The 16,533-nt window shown below is 68.2% G+C and carries 11 protein-coding genes; 9 read left to right on the top strand and 2 right to left on the bottom strand.

The window, feature by feature from the left end; translation table 11 throughout:
• Nucleotides 1-24: 24 nt before the first annotated feature.
• From OV287_RS48065 to OV287_RS48040, 6 genes are all read left to right on the top strand, one after another.
• Nucleotides 25-1,251, top strand: coding sequence for an extracellular solute-binding protein (locus OV287_RS48065; protein ID WP_267540803.1), 1,227 nt, complete (start codon nt 25-27; stop codon nt 1,249-1,251).
• Nucleotides 1,252-1,259: 8 nt separating this feature from the next.
• The gene (locus tag OV287_RS48060; RefSeq protein ID WP_267540802.1) at nt 1,260-3,299 is read left to right on the top strand and encodes a carbohydrate ABC transporter permease; all 2,040 of its coding nucleotides are present in this window, start codon (nt 1,260-1,262) and stop codon (nt 3,297-3,299) included.
• Nucleotides 3,299-4,177, top strand: coding sequence for a sugar ABC transporter permease (locus tag OV287_RS48055; protein ID WP_267540801.1), 879 nt, complete (start codon nt 3,299-3,301; stop codon nt 4,175-4,177). The genes OV287_RS48060 and OV287_RS48055 overlap by 1 nt, the downstream gene beginning before the upstream one ends.
• A gap of 44 nt (nt 4,178-4,221) precedes the next feature.
• Nucleotides 4,222-5,064, top strand: a complete 843-nt coding sequence (locus OV287_RS48050; RefSeq protein WP_267540800.1) for a glucodextranase DOMON-like domain-containing protein — start codon at nt 4,222-4,224, stop codon at nt 5,062-5,064.
• Between the two features lie 117 nt (nt 5,065-5,181).
• Nucleotides 5,182-7,428, top strand: coding sequence for a hypothetical protein (locus OV287_RS48045; protein WP_267540799.1), 2,247 nt, complete (start codon nt 5,182-5,184; stop codon nt 7,426-7,428).
• A gap of 98 nt (nt 7,429-7,526) precedes the next feature.
• Nucleotides 7,527-8,561 (top strand): glucodextranase DOMON-like domain-containing protein, encoded by a 1,035-nt coding sequence (locus OV287_RS48040; RefSeq protein ID WP_267540798.1) that lies wholly within the window; start codon nt 7,527-7,529, stop codon nt 8,559-8,561.
• On the opposite strand, the gene OV287_RS48035 is transcribed toward OV287_RS48040, so the two are convergent.
• A complete protein-coding gene (locus OV287_RS48035) occupies nt 8,487-10,154 on the bottom strand; it encodes an alpha-amylase family glycosyl hydrolase (RefSeq protein WP_267540797.1) in 1,668 nt (555 codons plus the stop codon). The genes OV287_RS48040 and OV287_RS48035 overlap by 75 nt on opposite strands.
• Before the next feature lie 200 nt (nt 10,155-10,354).
• Here OV287_RS48035 and pulA point away from each other — a divergent pair, with 200 nt between their 5' ends.
• From pulA to larC, 3 genes are all read left to right on the top strand, one after another.
• Nucleotides 10,355-13,816 carry a pullulanase-type alpha-1,6-glucosidase gene (gene pulA, locus OV287_RS48030; RefSeq protein WP_267540796.1) on the top strand — a complete coding sequence of 1,154 codons (3,462 nt, stop codon included), beginning with the start codon at nt 10,355-10,357 and terminating at the stop codon, nt 13,814-13,816.
• 335 nt (nt 13,817-14,151) lie between these two features.
• Entirely contained in the window at nt 14,152-14,904 is a 753-nt protein-coding gene (gene larB / locus OV287_RS48025; protein ID WP_267540795.1) for a nickel pincer cofactor biosynthesis protein LarB, read from the top strand.
• A gap of 23 nt (nt 14,905-14,927) precedes the next feature.
• Entirely contained in the window at nt 14,928-16,100 is a 1,173-nt protein-coding gene (larC, locus tag OV287_RS48020; protein WP_267540794.1) for a nickel pincer cofactor biosynthesis protein LarC, read from the top strand.
• Here the strand turns inward: larC and OV287_RS48015 are convergent.
• Entirely contained in the window at nt 16,084-16,512 is a 429-nt protein-coding gene (locus tag OV287_RS48015) for a cereblon family protein (RefSeq protein ID WP_267540793.1), read from the bottom strand. The genes larC and OV287_RS48015 overlap by 17 nt on opposite strands.
• Between the last annotated feature and the right edge of the window lie 21 nt (nt 16,513-16,533).

Genomic DNA, 16,533 nt, shown 5'->3' with positions numbered 1-16,533 from the left:
TCCCTACCCCCAGGAGCTCCCGACATGAAGAACCTGCGACTGATGATCGCGGCCGTGTGCTTGTGTGCGCTCGGCCTGCTGTCCACGCCCGCCTCCGCTCAGACCAAGGAGCTGGTCCTCTGGCACGCCTACCGCGCTGACGAGAAGGATGCGCTGGAGAAGGTCGTCGCCCAGTTCAACGCCGCCAATGCCGCCAAGGGCATCAAGGTCACCACGCTCGCGGTGCCCTACGACGCCTACGCGGACAAGATCTCCGCCACCGTGCCGCGCGGCAAGGGTCCGGACCTCTTCATCTTCGCCCAGGACCGTCTGGGCGGGTGGACCGAGGCCGGCAACATGGAGCCGTTCGACTTCTTCATGGATGACGCCACCCGCAAGCGCTTCATCCCCACCACCATGGAGGCGATGACCTACCGCGGCACCGTCTACGGCCTGCCGCTCAACTACAAGGTCATCACGCTCATCTACAACAAGAAGCTCGTCCCCGTGCCGCCCAAGACGAGCGGCGAGCTGGTGGCGATGGCCAAGAAGCTGACGGACAAGAAGGCGGGCCGCTTCGGTCTGGCCTACTCCTACGGCGACTTCTACTACCACGCGGCCCTGATGAACGGCTTCGGCGGTGGCGTGTTCGGCCCGAACGCCACGCCCACCCTCAACTCGGCGCAGAACCTCAAGTCGGTGGAGCAGATGATGAAGTGGGCGGAGAAGGACGGCATCATGCCCTCCGAGCCCTCCACCGCGCTCATCACCTCGCTCTTCAACGAGGGCAAGGCGGCCATGGTGTTCTCCGGCCCCTGGTTCCTCGGGGAGATCGCCAAGGGCGTGGACTACGGCCTGGCCCCGCTGCCCACCCTGGACGAGGCCGGCGGCAAGCCGATGCGTCCGTGGATGACGGTGGAGGGCGTGTACATCTCCGCCCAGTCGAAGAACAAGGAAGCCGCCTACGAGGTTGCCAACTTCCTCACCAGCACCGAGGCCGCCAAGGTGCTCGCGCTGCAGGGCCGCCAGAGCCCCGCCAACCAGGCCGTGTACGCCGACCCGAAGATTGCCGGCGACGCGCAGCTCAAGGCCTTCCGCGACCAGGTCGAGGTGGCGGTGCCGATGCCCAACGTGCCGGAGATGTCGATGGTCTGGTCGCCGGCCACCTCGGCGATGAACGCCATCCTCAAGAAGGCTTCCACCCCCAAGGCCGCCCTGGACGGGGCCCAGAAGGCCGTGGCCAAGGACGTGGCCGGCCTGCGCAAGAAGTGAGGCACTGAGTGAGCACGACGGCCCCACAGCGTTCCGGCGGTGACTCCGCCCACCCGCTCAGCGAGCGCGGTGCCTCTGAACCCCTCCACAGCACGGGCGGTCCCTCCGGGGTCCCCCAGGGTCGTGCACCCCACCGCGTGCGGGTGCTCGTGGGGCTGTCCCTCGCACTCGCTCTCTCCCTCGTGCTCGCCCAGGGCCTGCTGACCCGGGCCCTGGAGAGCATCGCCACCGAGCGCACTGACCGGCAGGCCTTCGTGTCCCTTCGGGCGCTGGAGGACCTCGTCCAGCGCGCGGGAGGCTCGGGCGACTCCGTGCGCGCCCTGCTGTCCTCCTGGCAGCAGCAGCTCCCGCCCGGCAGCGCGGTGCGGGTCATTGCCTTCTCGGGCATCAAGCTCGAGGCCTCTACCTTCCCCGAGGACCAGGGGGAGCGCGCGGCCCCGCGCCGGCTGTCGCGAGAGGAGAAGCCCATCTATGACCGCGGCCAGCGGCTGCGCACCGCGGTGGAGACCAACCGCGAGGAGGGCACCGCGCGCAAGCTGGAGGTGGAGGCCGAGGCGCTCCCCAACGGCGGCCGTCAGCTCAGCGCACCGGTGGAGGTGGAAGGCGCGGTGGTGGGCATGGTGGAGCTGGCTACGCCTCCGCTGAAGGCCCCGCTCAAGCCCGGCACGGGCACGCTGCTGCTGTGGTTGCTGGTGCCGCTGGCGCTATGCGCCGGGGCGGCCTTCGCCGTGCGCAGCCAGCGTGTGCTCGTCATCGCCTCGGTGGTGGCGCTCGCGGTGGGCGTGGGCGGCTACGCCTCCTATTCGCTGGGGATGCTGGACGCCCAGGTGCGCGAGACACAGTCGCTCGTGGCCGGGCAGATGCGCTCCATGGCGGAGCGGGCCCAGGCCGTCATGGCCGAGCACCAGCTCGCCGCCGAGCCCGCCCTGCAGCCCGGCAGCTGGGACGCGGACCAGTACCGCCGTCCGCTCGGGCTCGTCACGCCCGAGGGCGCGGTGAACGAGGCGGCGGTGTCCGCTCGCGTGGCCGAGCTGCGCTCGGGTGCGAGCCGGGCGCTGGGTGGCCTGGGCGCGCTCGCGCTCGCCGTGCTGCTCTTCATCGGCATGGGCGGCCTGGCCCGCACGGTGGAGACGGTGGTGGAGAACCGCACCGCCTACCTCTACATCGCCCCCGCCATGGTCGGCATGGTGGTGCTCGTCTTCTTCCCGTTCTTCTACGGCATCACCCTGTCCTTCACCGACTCCAACCTCTACAACACGGGGCAGCCGCTGACGGACATCTGGGTGGGCGCGCGCAACTACGTCGAAATCCTCGGTGACTTCAACTTCACCAAGGAGGACGGCTCCACCAACTACCTCAACTTCTATTACACGCTCGGTTTCACGGTGGTGTGGACCATCACCAACGTGGTCATCGGCGTGAGCGTGGGCCTGATTCTGGCCCTCATGCTCAACATCAACGGCCTGGCGCTGCGGCCCATGTACCGCGTGCTGCTCATCCTGCCCTGGGCCATGCCCAACTACATCACCGCCCTCATCTGGAAGGGCATGTTCCACGAGCAGTTCGGCGTGGTGAACCATGTCATCCGCATGTTCGGCGGCGAGGGGCTCGCCTGGTTCAACTCGCCCTTCACCTCCTTCATGACGGCGCTCACCACCAACGGCTGGCTGAGCTTCCCCTTCATGATGGTGGTGTCGCTCGGCGCCCTCCAGTCCATCCCCATGGAGCTGTATGAGGCCGCTCGCGTGGATGGCGCCTCGCGCTGGCAGCAGTTCACCGCCATTACCCTGCCCGCGCTCAAGCCCGCCCTGGTCCCGGCCATCATCCTGTCGGTCGTCTGGACCTTCAACATGTTCAACATCATCTTCCTGGTGACGGGCGGCGAGCCGAACAACTCGACCGAAATCCTCGTCACGCAGGCGTACAAGTTCGCCTTCCAGCGCTACCGCTACGGGTACGCGGCGGCCTACTCGACGGTCATCTTCGGCATCCTGCTCCTCTACAGCATGGTGCAGAACCGCATGTCGCGCGCCACGGAGGCCGCCTGATGTTCTCCCGACGCGAGGGCTTCCCTCACTGGCCGCTGCACCTCCTGCTGGCCGCCTTCACCCTCTTCACGCTCTACCCCATCCTCTGGGTCGTCTCCCTGGCCTTCTCCGGCCAGCAGAGCCTGGCCGTCATCACCCTGCCCAAGGACCCCACGATGATGGACCGCCTGCGGGCGGTGGCTCCCTGGCCGGCCCAGTGGTCCGCGTCCAACTTCGTGGACGTGATGACCGAGCAGCCCTTCGGTCAGTGGATTCTCAACAGCGCCATCATCGCGCTGGGCACCACCGTGGTGGGCGTGTTCCTGGCGTGCACCGCCGCCTACGCCTTCAGCCGCTTCAAGTTCACCGGCCAGCGCACCGGCATGATGGCCTTCCTCGTGTCCCAGATGTTCCCGGGCACGCTGATGCTGATTCCCCTCTACATCATCCTGGTGCAGTGGCTGGGCCTGGGCAGCTCGCGGCTGGGCCTCATCATCGTCTACGCCACCACGTCCATTCCCTTCAGCGTGTGGATGCTCAAGGGCTACTTCGACACCATTCCCAAGGACCTGGAGGAGGCCGCGCTCATCGAGGGCGCCTCGGTGGGCCGCATCTTCTGGACCATCATCCTCCCGCTGGCCAAGCCGGCGGTGGCGGTGACGGCCCTCTTCTCCTTCATGACCGCGTGGAACGAGTTCATCCTCGCCGCCACCTTCATGGACCAGGAGGCGATGTACACGGCGCCCGTGGGCCTGCGCTTCTTCGTGGGCGAGTACCAGCAGCAGTGGGGCTACTTCGCCGCCGGCTCCATCATCGTGTCCATCCCGGTGGTCATCCTCTTCCTCTTCCTCCAGAAGTACCTCGTCTCCGGCCTCACCGCCGGTAGCGTCAAGGGCTAGTCCGCAGTTCCCCAGCGCAGTTCCCGCAACCAGGAGAGATTGCAATGAAGACCTCGCGTCTCGCAGTGCTGTCCCTGGCCGCCGCGCTCCTCAGCGCCCCGGCCCTCGCCGCGAACAAGGTGTCCTTCAAGGACCCGACCGGTGACGACAACGGTCCCGGCAAGTATTCGTACCCGACCGACGTCGTGTACAAGCGCGGCTCGTTCGACCTGACGGACTTCACCTTCGAGAAGAAGGGCAACAAGGCCGACATCACCCTGGGCTTCAACACCACGCTCGAGGACCCCTGGAAGACGACCTCCGGCTTCTCCGTGCAGATGGTCTTCATCTTCATCGACACGGACGGCAAGGAGGGCAGCGGCTCCACCGACTCCCTGCCCGGCCTCAACGTGAAGTTCGCCCCCAACAACGGCTGGGAGAAGGTCATCGTCATCTCCCCGCAGAACTCCGCCCGCGTGAAGGCCGAGGTGGGCAGCAAGGCCGGCGCCGCCAAGGACAACGTGCTCGTCCCCACCCGCACCAAGGGCTCGGGCCGCAAGGTGACCGCCACCGTGGACCTGGCCGGCCTCGAGGGGGACCCCTCGCAGTGGGGCTTCCAGGTGCTGGTGCAGTCCAACGAGGGCTTCCCCGCCGGCAATGATCTGCTCACCCGCAAGGTGAACGAGTACGAGGGCCAGCACCGCTTCGGTGGCGGCAACGACGGCGACTGTGATCCGCACGTGATGGACATGCTCGCCGGCGAGGGCAAGGGCGACGCCTCCGAGACGAAGGCCCAGCACGAGATGCTCAGCTACGAGTGCGCCGAGGACGGCTCCGCCAAGAAGCCGGCCACGCTGACGATGGTGGGTGGCACGGCGAAGCCGGCTGCTGCCGAGGAGCAGAAGTAGTCCTTCCCAGATTCATGCATTCCTGCCGGAGGCCGCGCGGGCGGTGATGAGCCGCTCGCGCCGGCAGCCGGGAAGCCCCCGCTTCCCGGTGCGGCTGCCAAGAGAGGGGTATCACCCATGAAGACGAAGTCCCTGCGGAAGGGCGCAGTTGCCCTCACCGCCGCTGCCACCCTGCTACCCGCTACTGTCTCGCTCGCCCAGGAGGCCCCCAAGCTCCAGATTGGCGGTACCACCTACACCAAGTGGCTGTATGGCAACACGCGCCAGCAGGGCGCGATGTACAACTTCACCACCATCCCCAATGAGGGATCTGGTGACAACGGCATCGGCACCGAGCTCGAGCTGCTCCTCAACGCGCGGCTGTCCAGTGCCGTCGAGGTGCGCGGCCGCATCCACAGCCGCTTCAGCCAGAACTTCTGGTCGAACTTCGGCGGCTTTGGCGGCAACCCCAACGCCCCCTGTGTCAATGGCGACTGCGGTGAGTTCGACGCGCGCTCCAACCAGTACATCAAGCTGCGCGGTCTCGCCGTCACCCTGACGCCGGGCTACCTCATCGACTCGGCCACCATCGGCGCCAACGACTTCGGCCAGTTCGATCCGTACGTCGTCGGCCGCATCCGCTACATCGACCGCGACAACGCCTACGGCGTGCTCGTGCAGGGCTCGGCGCTCGAGCGCAAGCTGACGTACGACGTGGCCGGCATCTCCCTGCCCCGCCTCTGGGCCGGCCCCAACTACACCACGGGCGCGTTCCACACCACGGACGCCTCCTACGTCTTTCAGGGCAAGTACGCCTTCAACGACATGTTCGACGTGGGTGGCATCTTCCAGTACGCCATCGACAACGAGCTGAACACCGGCGACTTCAACCTGGACAACGGGCGGGAGCTCTTCCCGCGCTTCCGCAACGGCGTGGGCGGCGTGAAGGCCGGCTTCCACTGGGGCTCCGTGCTGGACGTGCGCGGCGCGTTCTACCGCTCGTACATGCACGCGGAGAACACCAACTACTTCGGCGTCGACGACAAGGATCCGCGCTGGGTGCCCAAGAGCTTCAACGACATCAACAAGTACTCGCCGGTGCCCGCGGGCAAGCACGAGGACAACACCTGGAAGGTGGACCTCACGCTGAATGATCCACTGGAGATCGGCCTGTCGCTCAACGCGCAGGCGTTCAGCATTGGCGCGGACTACGTGGCCATCATGGCCGCCCGGCGTGAGTCGGACGTGCTGCTCACCGAGGGCCACGACGCCTCCTTCGCTTTCCCTGGCCCCAACAACGCCAAGTACGGCGTGTTCGCCGGCAACCCCACCAACATTGGCTACGGTGGCTGGACCAGCGAATCCCAGCAGGTGGCTACGCTCAACGTGGACAACGAGTTCACCGACTTCGACGAGCCCATGGCCGAGACGGCCATCGGTTGGAAGGGCGTGACGTTCAACCCCGTGTACAGCAACGGGGCGCTGGATGTCGCCGGTGAGTACTCGTTCATCACCTACAACCAGAACTGGCAGGCCTGGGGCGACGACTCCCGCTCCGTCACCGACACCGACTACCCGGGCACCGAGCTGGGCTCGGGCGTGCTGCACAACTTCCGCAGCGCCTACCAGCCCTTCCAGGAGAAGCAGACGCAGATCGTGGCCCTCAAGGCCCGCTACGTGCTCGACTTCGGCCGCGGCATCGACGTGTTCGGCAAGTTCAAGTACATCCACGACACCGACAAGCGCCTGAACGACAAGAAGTACCTGCCCTACCAGGACGGGGACTGCCCCGGCGGCGGCGTGGCCTGCGCCGGCAACAAGCGCTACTACTACGATGACGGGGCGGGCACCCAGCGCTCCACCGCGGACGCGGTCTACTTCCAGAACCCGGGTCTGGTCACCAACACGGACGGCGTGTCGGGCTACCAGTTCAAGCCCTTCGACGACATCTCCGATGACGACCGCGTGCTGAACTACACCAGCTTCAACCTGGGCGCCGGCTACCAGCTCACCGACGACCTGTACGCGTCCCTCAGCTACACCAAGTTCATGGCGGACCTGCAGGACGGCAACACGGCCTTCCAGTCGTACAACCTGCACCAGATGGTGTCGGGCAAGCACGACAAGAACCTCGTGTCGCTCAAGGCCAAGTACATCCTGGCCGGCGTGGAGTTCGGTCTCGAGGGCCAGTACATCTTCGGTACCTACACGCCTGACTACGGCACGGGTTTCGTGCCCCAGGCCGCCGACGAGAAGATCTCCAAGGATCATGGCGTGGCGGTGGGCTCGCTGGGCTTCGCCAACCGCTACGGCGGCTGGAACCCGCTGGACACGCGCTCCTTCGAGCACATGCGTCTCAAGGCGTTCATGAAGGCGCAGTTCTAGTCGTTTCCGAAGCAGTCTTTCGAGACAGTGCAAGGGGGGCCCGGCGCGCGGTGATGCCCGCCGGGCCCCCCGCTTTTCAGCCCCGAGGAACCCTCCGTATGGTGCTTCTCCGCCGATTCTCCCTATTCCTGTTGCTGGCCGGCTGTGCCAGCGCCTGCCGCGCGACGCGTGGTGACACGCAGCTCTTCTCCCTGGAGGACCCGAGGGGGGACGACCATGGGGATGGCCAGCTGCGCTACCCGCTACGCCAGGACCTGGGGCCCGGCTCGTTGGATCTGCTGTCCTTCCGTGCGGACGCGGAGAGCGGGGGCACCCGCTTCGAGGCCACCTTCGCCCAGCCCATTCCAGTGCCCCAGCGCCGGACGTTGGACGCGGCAGGCACCACGCTGGCGGACGTGGCCCGTTTCGGCTTCTACACCTTCAACCTGGACGTGTACGTGGACGAGGACGGGGCAGAGGGCTCGGGACGCACGGACACGCTCCCGGGCCGTCACCTGGTGCTTGCGCCGGGCAGTGCCTGGGAGAAGGTCATCCTGCTCACCCCGCGTCCCTACGAGGCGCGTGAGGCGCTGCGCAAGTTGTGGCGGGAGGCGGCGTTCGCGGAGGCCCAGAAGCAGGGCTCGCTGAGTGAGCCGGCGGTGCGGGCCCTGGAGGCGCAGGTGGAGCAGCGGTTGGAGGCGAGCGTCTTCTTTCCCACCCGCATCCGCGTCTCCGGCCACTTGGTGTCCTTCTTCGTCCCGGAGGCCTTTCTCGGCGGCCAGGCCCGGCCCTCGTGGGGCTATGCGGTGGCGGTGACCGGGGCCACGCTGGACAGACGGGTGGAGCTGCCCCCCGTGCTCGGCAGCATGACGGCGCCTGCGGCGCAGGGGCTGATGGTGCTGGGCATCGGGCCAGGGGTGTCGCACGAGCGCTTCGGCGGCGGCCGCATGGGCGGCACCACGCCCCAGTCCCCGGTGGTGGACCTGCTGGTGCCCGAGGGCGTGAGTCAGGAGGAGGTGCTCGGGCCCCAGTCGCCGGGCTGGCCGGCGGTGGTGCCGGCCCCGTCCGCCCCGCCCGCGCTACCGCAGGCGCCAGATGCCGGTGGCGTGAGCGGGCAGGGTGACGCTCCACCCGCTGTCACCCCTCACGAGTGAGCCCGCGGAGGGGGCGGCGAAGAGCACCTCGGCCGACTCACCCTCCAGCGCGAAGGGGCCTGCCGTCTCCGTCCCGCCGGTGAGGTTGTGCACCACGAGCACCCGCTCCTCACCCCACGTGCGCAGGAAGGCCAGCGTGGGCGCGCGGCCCTCGGTGGAGGTGAGCAGCCGCAGGCCACCGCGGTCCAGGGCCTCCGAGGCGTGGCGGGCCCGGATGAGGCCGCGGTAGCGCGAGAGCAGCGAGCCGGGGGCATTCGACTGCGCGGCCACCTGGGCGCTCTCGCGGCCCGGGGAGAAGGAGAACCAGGGCGTGCCGGTGGTGAAGCCAGCGCCCGCGCTGGCGTCCCAGACCATGGGCGTGCGCTTGGCCTCGTCGTTGTTGCTGGTGCCGTTGGCCAGGCCCACCTCCTCGCCGTAGTAAAGGAAGGGCGAGCCCTGCAGGGTGAGCAGCAGGGAGGCCGCGGTGGCGAGCTGGCCCGTGTTGCCGCCGAGCTGCGTGGCCACGCGCACGTGGTCGTGGTTGGTGAGGAAGGGCGCGTCCGCCACGCCCACCGGGTAGCGGGTGCGCATCTCCGCCAGCTTCAGGGTGACTCCACTGCCATCCCCCGTCCGGGCCGCTTTCAGAAGCTCCTCGGCGAGGGGGAAGTTGAAGTTGAGCTGCAGCTCGTCCCCACCGGGCACCTGGGCCGTGGAGCCGTAGTAGGTGGCGATGGTCGGGGTGGTGGTCCAGTTCTCCCCCACCAGCACCGCGTCGGGCTTCACGCTCCGCACGTGCGCGGCGAACTCCTTCCAGAAGGCGTGCGTCTCCGGCGTGTCGGCCTGGCCCACCAGCCCACCGCTGGTCTCGATGAGGTAGCGCGCCGCGTCCAGCCGGAAGCCATCCGCGCCCTTGCCCAGCCAGAAGGAGGCGATGCGCTTGACCTCCTCGCTCACCGCGGCCGTCCTCAGGTTGAGGTCCGGCATGCCGCTCCAGAAGACGCCGTAGTAGTACGCGCCGTTGAGCTTGTGCCAGGTGGAGCCCCTGGAGAAGAGATCCCAGGGAGGAGCCCAGGCCAGGTCGGTGTCACTCCACTGGTACCAGTCCCGCTTCGCCGAGGTGCGCGAGGAGGCGGACTCCACGAACCACGGGTGCTGCGAGCTGCTGTGGTTGATGACCAGGTCCAGGATGACGCGCATGCCGCGGCGGTGGGCCTCGGCGCACAGGCGCTCGAAGTCCTCCACGGTGCCGTAGTCCGGGTGGATGCGCTCGTAGTCCACCACGTCGTAGCCGTGGTAGCTGGGCGAGTCGAACACCGGCATCAACCACAGCGCGTCCACGCCCAGGTCCGTGGTGGTGTTGGGGTCTCCGTCGTTGAGGTAGTCCAGGCGCGAGATGAGGCCGGGCAGGTCTCCTTTGCCGTCGCCGTTGGAGTCCTGGAAGCTGCGAACGAAGACCTCGTAGAAGACGGCGTGCCGGTGCCACGCGTCACCCGCGGGCGGGGCGAGCTCCACGGGGGGCCGCGCCGGAAGCGGGTTGTCGGGCGTGCCCGGGCCCGAGATGCAGGCCGTGAGCGCCAGGGCGGGAAGGAAGCGGAGGGAGCGCGGGTGCGACATGGCCCCCTGCTTTAGCAGCGTGCCAGGGGCACGGGCCAGCCGCCGCAGGTGAAGGGGCCGGGGCTCTGCTAATCTTCATGTTGCTCCCGCGGGCGGTGACGTCGTCTCGAGCGCGTGGAGCTTCCTCAAGACCCGAAAGACCGTGCGGACTGGCTCGTCTCCAGGAGGGGCTCGGTCCGTGCTCCCAGGAAGGTGTGTTGATGCAATTCCCCGTCTTTTCCCGGCTCCCCTCATGGACCCGGCCGCTGTCGCTCGGTCTGCTCGGCCTGTTGTCGAGCGCGGTGGCCTCGGCCGCCGAGCCCTCGCGCGTCACGCTCGTGGGCAGCTTCCAGTCCGAGCTCGGCTGCAGCACCGATGGTGATGCGACGTGCATCGCGACGGACCTGACGTACGACGCTGCTGACGACGTGTTCCAGAAGTCCTTCGATCTGCCCGCGGGCGACCACACCTACCGGGTGGCCATCGACGGGGGCGCGGGCGGCACCTACGGCGCGGGCGCCGCGCTCAACGGGGCGGAGATCTCCCTGAAGCTCGCCGCTCCCGCGAGCGTGAAGTTCTACTTCGATGCCAAGAGCCACTGGGCGGCCAGCCGTCCGGCCAGCACGGCGAACGAGGTCATCGCCACCGCTCCCGGCAACTTCCAGAGCGAGCTGGGCTGTCCCGGCGACTGGCAGCCGGACTGCCTGCGCTCCCTGCTGCAGGACCCGGATGGGGACGGCCTCTACACCTTCACCACCACGGCCCTGCCCGCCGGCGGCTACGAGGGCAAGGTCGCCATCAACGAGGGCTGGGACGAGAACTACGGCCAGGGTGGCGCACCCGGCGGCAGCAACATCGGCTTCTCCGTTCCCTCCAATGGCGCGGAGGTCCAGTTCCAGTACAACTCGACGACCCACGTCCTGGTCGTCAAGGTCGCGGGAGCGCCCGTCGGTGACATCAACCGGGCCCGCGCGTACTGGGTGACGAAGGACACGCTGCTGTGGGCTCCGGACGAGCTCCCCGAGGCCGCGCAGCTCAAGCTCCACTACGACGCCACCGGCACCCTGGTGCTGCGGACCACGGGCATCGAGGGTGGCGAGTCCATCGCCCTGGAGATTGAGCCGGCCGGCCCGAGCGCCGCGGTCAAGGCGAAGTTCCCGCACCTCTCCTCGCACAAGGCGCTGAGGATTCCCGAGGCGCAGCTGGGCAAGGTGTCCGAGCTGCTCAAGGGGCAGCTGGCCCTCTCGCTGGCGGACAAGGATGGCAAGCTGGTGGATGCCACCTCCGTGCAGATGCCGGGCGTGCTGGACGCGCTGTACACCTATGACGGGCCACTGGGCAGCACCTGGAACGACGGCGTGCCCACCCTCCGTCTCTGGGCGCCCACCGCACGCTCGGTGCGGCTGCATGTGTTCGACACCTCGGACGCGGCCACGGCCAGCCAGGTGCTCGACCTGACGCATGACGCGAACACGGGCGTCTGGAGCATCACCGGCCAGGCGGACTGGAAGAACAAGTTCTACCTCTACGAGGTCGAGGTCTACGTCCGCTCCGAGAAGAAGGTGGTGAAGAACCTGGTGACGGACCCGTACTCGCTGAGCCTGGCCCTCAACAGCACGCGCAGCCAGCTCATCGACCTGGCGGACCCGACACTCGCTCCCGAGGGCTGGAATGCGATGAAGAAGCCCCTGCTGCCCGCTCCCGAGGACATCGTCCTCTATGAGCTGCACGTGCGGGACTTCAGCATCAACGACACCTCCGTGCCCGCCGACAAGCGCGGCACCTTCGCTGCCTTCGCCGAGAAGAGCTCCAACGGCATGAAGCACCTGACGCGGCTGGCCGGCTCCGGCATGACGCACGTGCACCTGCTGCCGGTGTTCGACATCGCCACCATCAACGAGAACCGTGCCGACCAGATGGTGCCCGCGGGGGATCTGGTCTCCCTGCCTCCCGACTCCGAGGAGCAGCAGGCCGCGGTGACGGCGGTGCGCGACGCGGACGGCTTCAACTGGGGCTATGATCCGTACCACTACACCGTGCCCGAGGGCAGCTACGCGGTGAACCCCGACGGCAGCGCGCGCGTCCTCGAGTTCCGCCAGATGGTGAAGGGGCTCTCCGACAGCGGCCTGCGCGTGGTGATGGACGTGGTCTACAACCACACCAACTCCTCGGGCCAGGACGCCCGCGCGGTGCTCGACCGCATCGTCCCCGGCTACTACCACCGGCTCAACGCGGACGGGAACGTGGAGACCAGCACGTGCTGCCAGAACACGGCCTCCGAGCACGCCATGTTCGAGAAGCTGATGGTGGACTCGCTCGTCACCTGGGCGAAGTACTACAAGGTGGACGGCTTCCGCTTCGACCTGATGGGCCACCACATGAAGTCCAACATGGTGAAGGTCCGGGATGCCCTGGCCGCGCTCACCCTGGAGAAGGACGGGGTGGATGGCTCGAAAATCTACGTGTACGGCGAGGGCTGGAACTTCGGCGAGGTGGCCAACGGTCAGCGCGGCGAGAACGCCGTGCAGCTCAACATGGCGGGCACGGGCATTGGCACGTTCAGCGACCGCCTGCGTGACGCGGTCCGCGGTGGTGGTCCCTTCAGCGGCCTGCAGGAGCAGGGCTTCGCCAGCGGCCTCCTCCACGAGCCCAATGCCACCAACCAGGGCTCCGCGAACGACCAGCGCCAGAGGTTGATGCACTACGCGGACCTCATCCGCGTGGGCCTGGCCGGCAACCTGCGCGACTACTCGCTCGTCAACAAGGAGGGAGTGACGGTGAAGGGCTCGGGGGTGGACTACAACGGGCAGCCCGCCGGCTACACGATGGATCCGCAGGAAGTCATCACCTACGTCTCGGCGCACGACAACGAGGCGTTGTTCGACGCCATCCAGCTCAAGGCGGCTCCGGAGACCCGCATCGAGGAGCGCGTGCGCATGCAAAACCTCGCGCTGGACCTGGTGCTGCTGGCCCAGGGCATCCCCTTCATCCACGCCGGTGACGAGATGCTGCGCTCCAAGTCGCTGGACCGGAACAGCTACAACTCGGGCGACTGGTTCAACAAGCTCGACTTCACCTACGCGTCGAACAACTGGGGCGTGGGTCTGCCCCCGGCCGGCGACAACCAGGGCAACTGGCCCATCATGGGGCCGCTGCTCGCCCGGCCGGAGCTGAAGCCGACCCAGGAACACATCGTCTCGGCCGTGGAGCACTTCAACGAGATGATGCGCATCCGCAAGAGCACCGCGGCCTTCCGTCAGCGCACGGCCGAGGACATCCAGTCCAAGCTGCGCTTCCACAACGAGGGGCCGGACCAGATTCCGGGCCTCATCGTGATGGAGATCAACGACGCGCAGGCCGCCGATGGTCGCACCAGCGTGGTGGTGTTCTTCAACGCCAGCAACGAGAAGCAGGAGTTCGCCTTGTCCGCGTACAAGGACAAGCAGATGCAGCTCCACCCGGTGCAGCAGGGCTCGCGTGATGCGCGCATCCACGAGGCCAGCTTCGATGCCTCCAAGGCTTCGTTCTCCGTGCCGGCGCGGACCACTGCGGTGTTCGTGAACGTCCCGAGCAAGGGCGACACGGGCTGCGGCTGCTCCGGTTCGAGCGGTGGGGCCTTCGCCGCCCTGGCGATGCTGCTGGGCGGAGTGCTGTTGTCGCGGCGCCGCCGGGTCCAGGCGTAGCCGTCTCCCGTGAGGCTCCCTCTCCTCCGCGGGAGGGGGCCTCCGGCCCGTCAGGGTGAACCTCCAGGATGCGACGGCCCCGGACGGCATCACGGGGGGGCGGAGGCTGCGCTGGCACTGGCGGTGAGGCCTTCAGCACCCTGTCGCTGCTCCTCGGCGGCATGCTGTGGTCGCGCCGCCGCCGGATGCTGCTGTAGGCCTCTTTACCCGCACCTTCCGGTCGCGAGTCAACCGAACTGGTCCGACCATCGGACCAGTTGCTCCCCGACTGTACCCGAGCATCCCCCCTGCCAGAACCTACCCACCGCCCCGCACAGTGGGGTAGAGGGGCGGGCATGGACGAGAAGACGCTCACCCGACTGCTCGAGCAGGTGAAGGGCGGCAAGGTCTCCGTGGATGACGCCGTAGGCCGGCTCAAGGACCTGCCGTTCGCCGAGCTCGGCTATGCCACCGTGGATACCCACCGCAGCCTGCGCTTCGGCTTCCCGGAAGTGGTACTCGGCGAGCCGAAGACTGCGGAGCAGATACTGGGCATCGTGGGCAAGCTGGTGGAGCGCAAGCAGCCGGTGCTGGTGACGCGGCTGCAGCCGGAAAAGGCCGAGGCGCTCGTGGCTGCCTTCCCCAAGGGCGAGTACCACGCCGTCGCGCGCATCTTCCACCTGAAGCAGGGCAAGCCGAAGGCGGGCAAGGTGACGGTGGTCACCGCGGGGACGAGCGACATCCCCGTGGCCGAGGAGGCCGCCATCACCGCGGAGGCCATGGGCGCCACGGTGAAGCGCGTGTACGACGTGGGCGTGGCGGGCATCCACCGGTTGCTGCGGCGGCGCGAGGAGATTCAAGACGCGCACGCGGCCGTGGTGGTGGCGGGCATGGAGGGCGCGCTGGCGAGTGCGGTAGGCGGGCTGGTGGGCATTCCCGTGGTGGCGGTGCCTACGTCGGTGGGTTACGGCGCCAACTTCGGAGGCGTGTCCGCGCTGCTGGCGATGGTGAACTCGTGCGCCTCCAACGTGGCGACGATGAACATCGACAACGGATTCGGAGGCGGCTTCTACGCGGCGCTCATCTCGCGCACGAAGGGCCGGCGCTGAGCCAACAACTGGGAGAACCAACCGTGCGCAAGATTCTCTACCTGGAGCCGGTGGGCGGCATCGCCGGGGACATGTTCCTGGCAGCGGGAGTGGACCTCGGCGTGTCGCCGGACGCGATTGCCCAGGCGCTGAGCGGACTGAAGGTGCCGGGCTGGAAGCTGGCGGTGAGCCGGGCGGCGCGGCACGCCATCAGCGGCACACACTTGGACGTGGTGCTGGACGAGCGCGAGGCACACCCGCACCGGGCGTACTCGGACATCCGCCAGCTCATCGAGGCGGCGACCACGTTGTCGCCCCGGGCGAAGGAGCGGGCGCTGGCGGTGTTCCGGGCCATCGGCGAGGCCGAGGCGAAGGTGCACGGAGTGTCCATCGACGCCATCCACTTCCACGAGGTGGGGGCGGTGGACTCCATCGTGGACATCTGCGGGGCAGCGGTGGTGTTGGATTTGCTCGGAGACCCGGAGGTGTACTCAGCGCCGCCGCCGCTGGGGAGCGGCACCATCCGGGTGGCGCACGGGAACATGCCCATTCCGGTGCCGGCCACGCTGGAGCTGCTCCGGGACGTGCCGGTGCGCTTCGAGGGCGTGGGCGAGCTGACGACGCCAACGGGCGCGGCGCTGCTGAAGGTGCTGGCGCGCATTGGCCAGCCGCCACCGGACTTCATCGTGGAGCGCATCGGCTACGGCGTGGGGACGAAGGACTTCAAGGACCGGCCCAACGTGCTGCGTGCGGCCATGGGCCGGGCCGAGGCACGGGCCGAGGGCCTCTGGGTGGTGGAGGCCAACCTGGACGACAGCACGCCGCAGTTGCTCGGCTACCTCCTCGAGCATGTGCTGGGGAAGGGCGCGCTGGATGCCTGGGTAGTGCCCGCCACGATGAAGAAGGCCCGGCCGGGGCACGTGCTGAGCGTGCTGGTGGAAGGGGGTGCCCGGGAGACAGTGACGGACACGCTCTTGCGCGAGTCCACCACGCTCGGGGTGCGCTCCTACTCCGTGGAGCGCACGGCGCTGGAGCGGGACTGGGTGGAGGTGGAGACGCCGTGGGGCCGGGTGCGGGTGAAGCGCGGCCTGCGCAACGGCGTGGTGCTCAACGCCCACCCTGAGTTCGAGGACTGCCGCAAGGTGGCCGAGGCCGCCGGGGTGCCGCTCAAGCAGGTGATGGCCGCAGCGCTGGCGGCGCTCAGCTCGGGGCGGTGAGGCGGTCCAGCATCAGGCCGAGGAAGTCGCTCTCGCCGTGGAAGGCCCAGCCCAGGTGCGTCTTGCAGGCCGCGCACATGGCGTACTCCCAGACGAAGCCTGGGAACCAGCTCGCCTCCGCGGTGGGCGGGCCGATGACGAGGCAGCCCTCGGCCCGGGTGAAACAGCCGAAGTGGAAGACGAAACCGGAGGGGTTGACGCGGGTGTGCGTAGCGCGTCCGTTGACGGTGGTGCGGTCGCGTTCGCGGGTGATGACATGGCCGCAGCGCGCGCAGCACAGCGGCGTCTCAGGTTCACGAGACTCCGTCTTCTCCTCGGCCTGGCGGACGGGCGTGGCCTCGGCGGGAGCGGCGGGGCTCTCCTTGAGCCGCCGTGCTCCCGGGGACTGTCGTGGCCAGGGGGAGGGATTCATGGTGTAGGGAGTCTCCTCGAC

The sequence above is a fragment of the Archangium lansingense genome, from assembly GCF_026626635.1.
GTDB classification, from domain to species: Bacteria; Myxococcota; Myxococcia; order Myxococcales; family Myxococcaceae; genus Archangium; species Archangium lansingense.
Note: the sequence above shows the minus strand (reverse complement) of the source record. Positions and strands in the feature narration are given on the sequence as shown.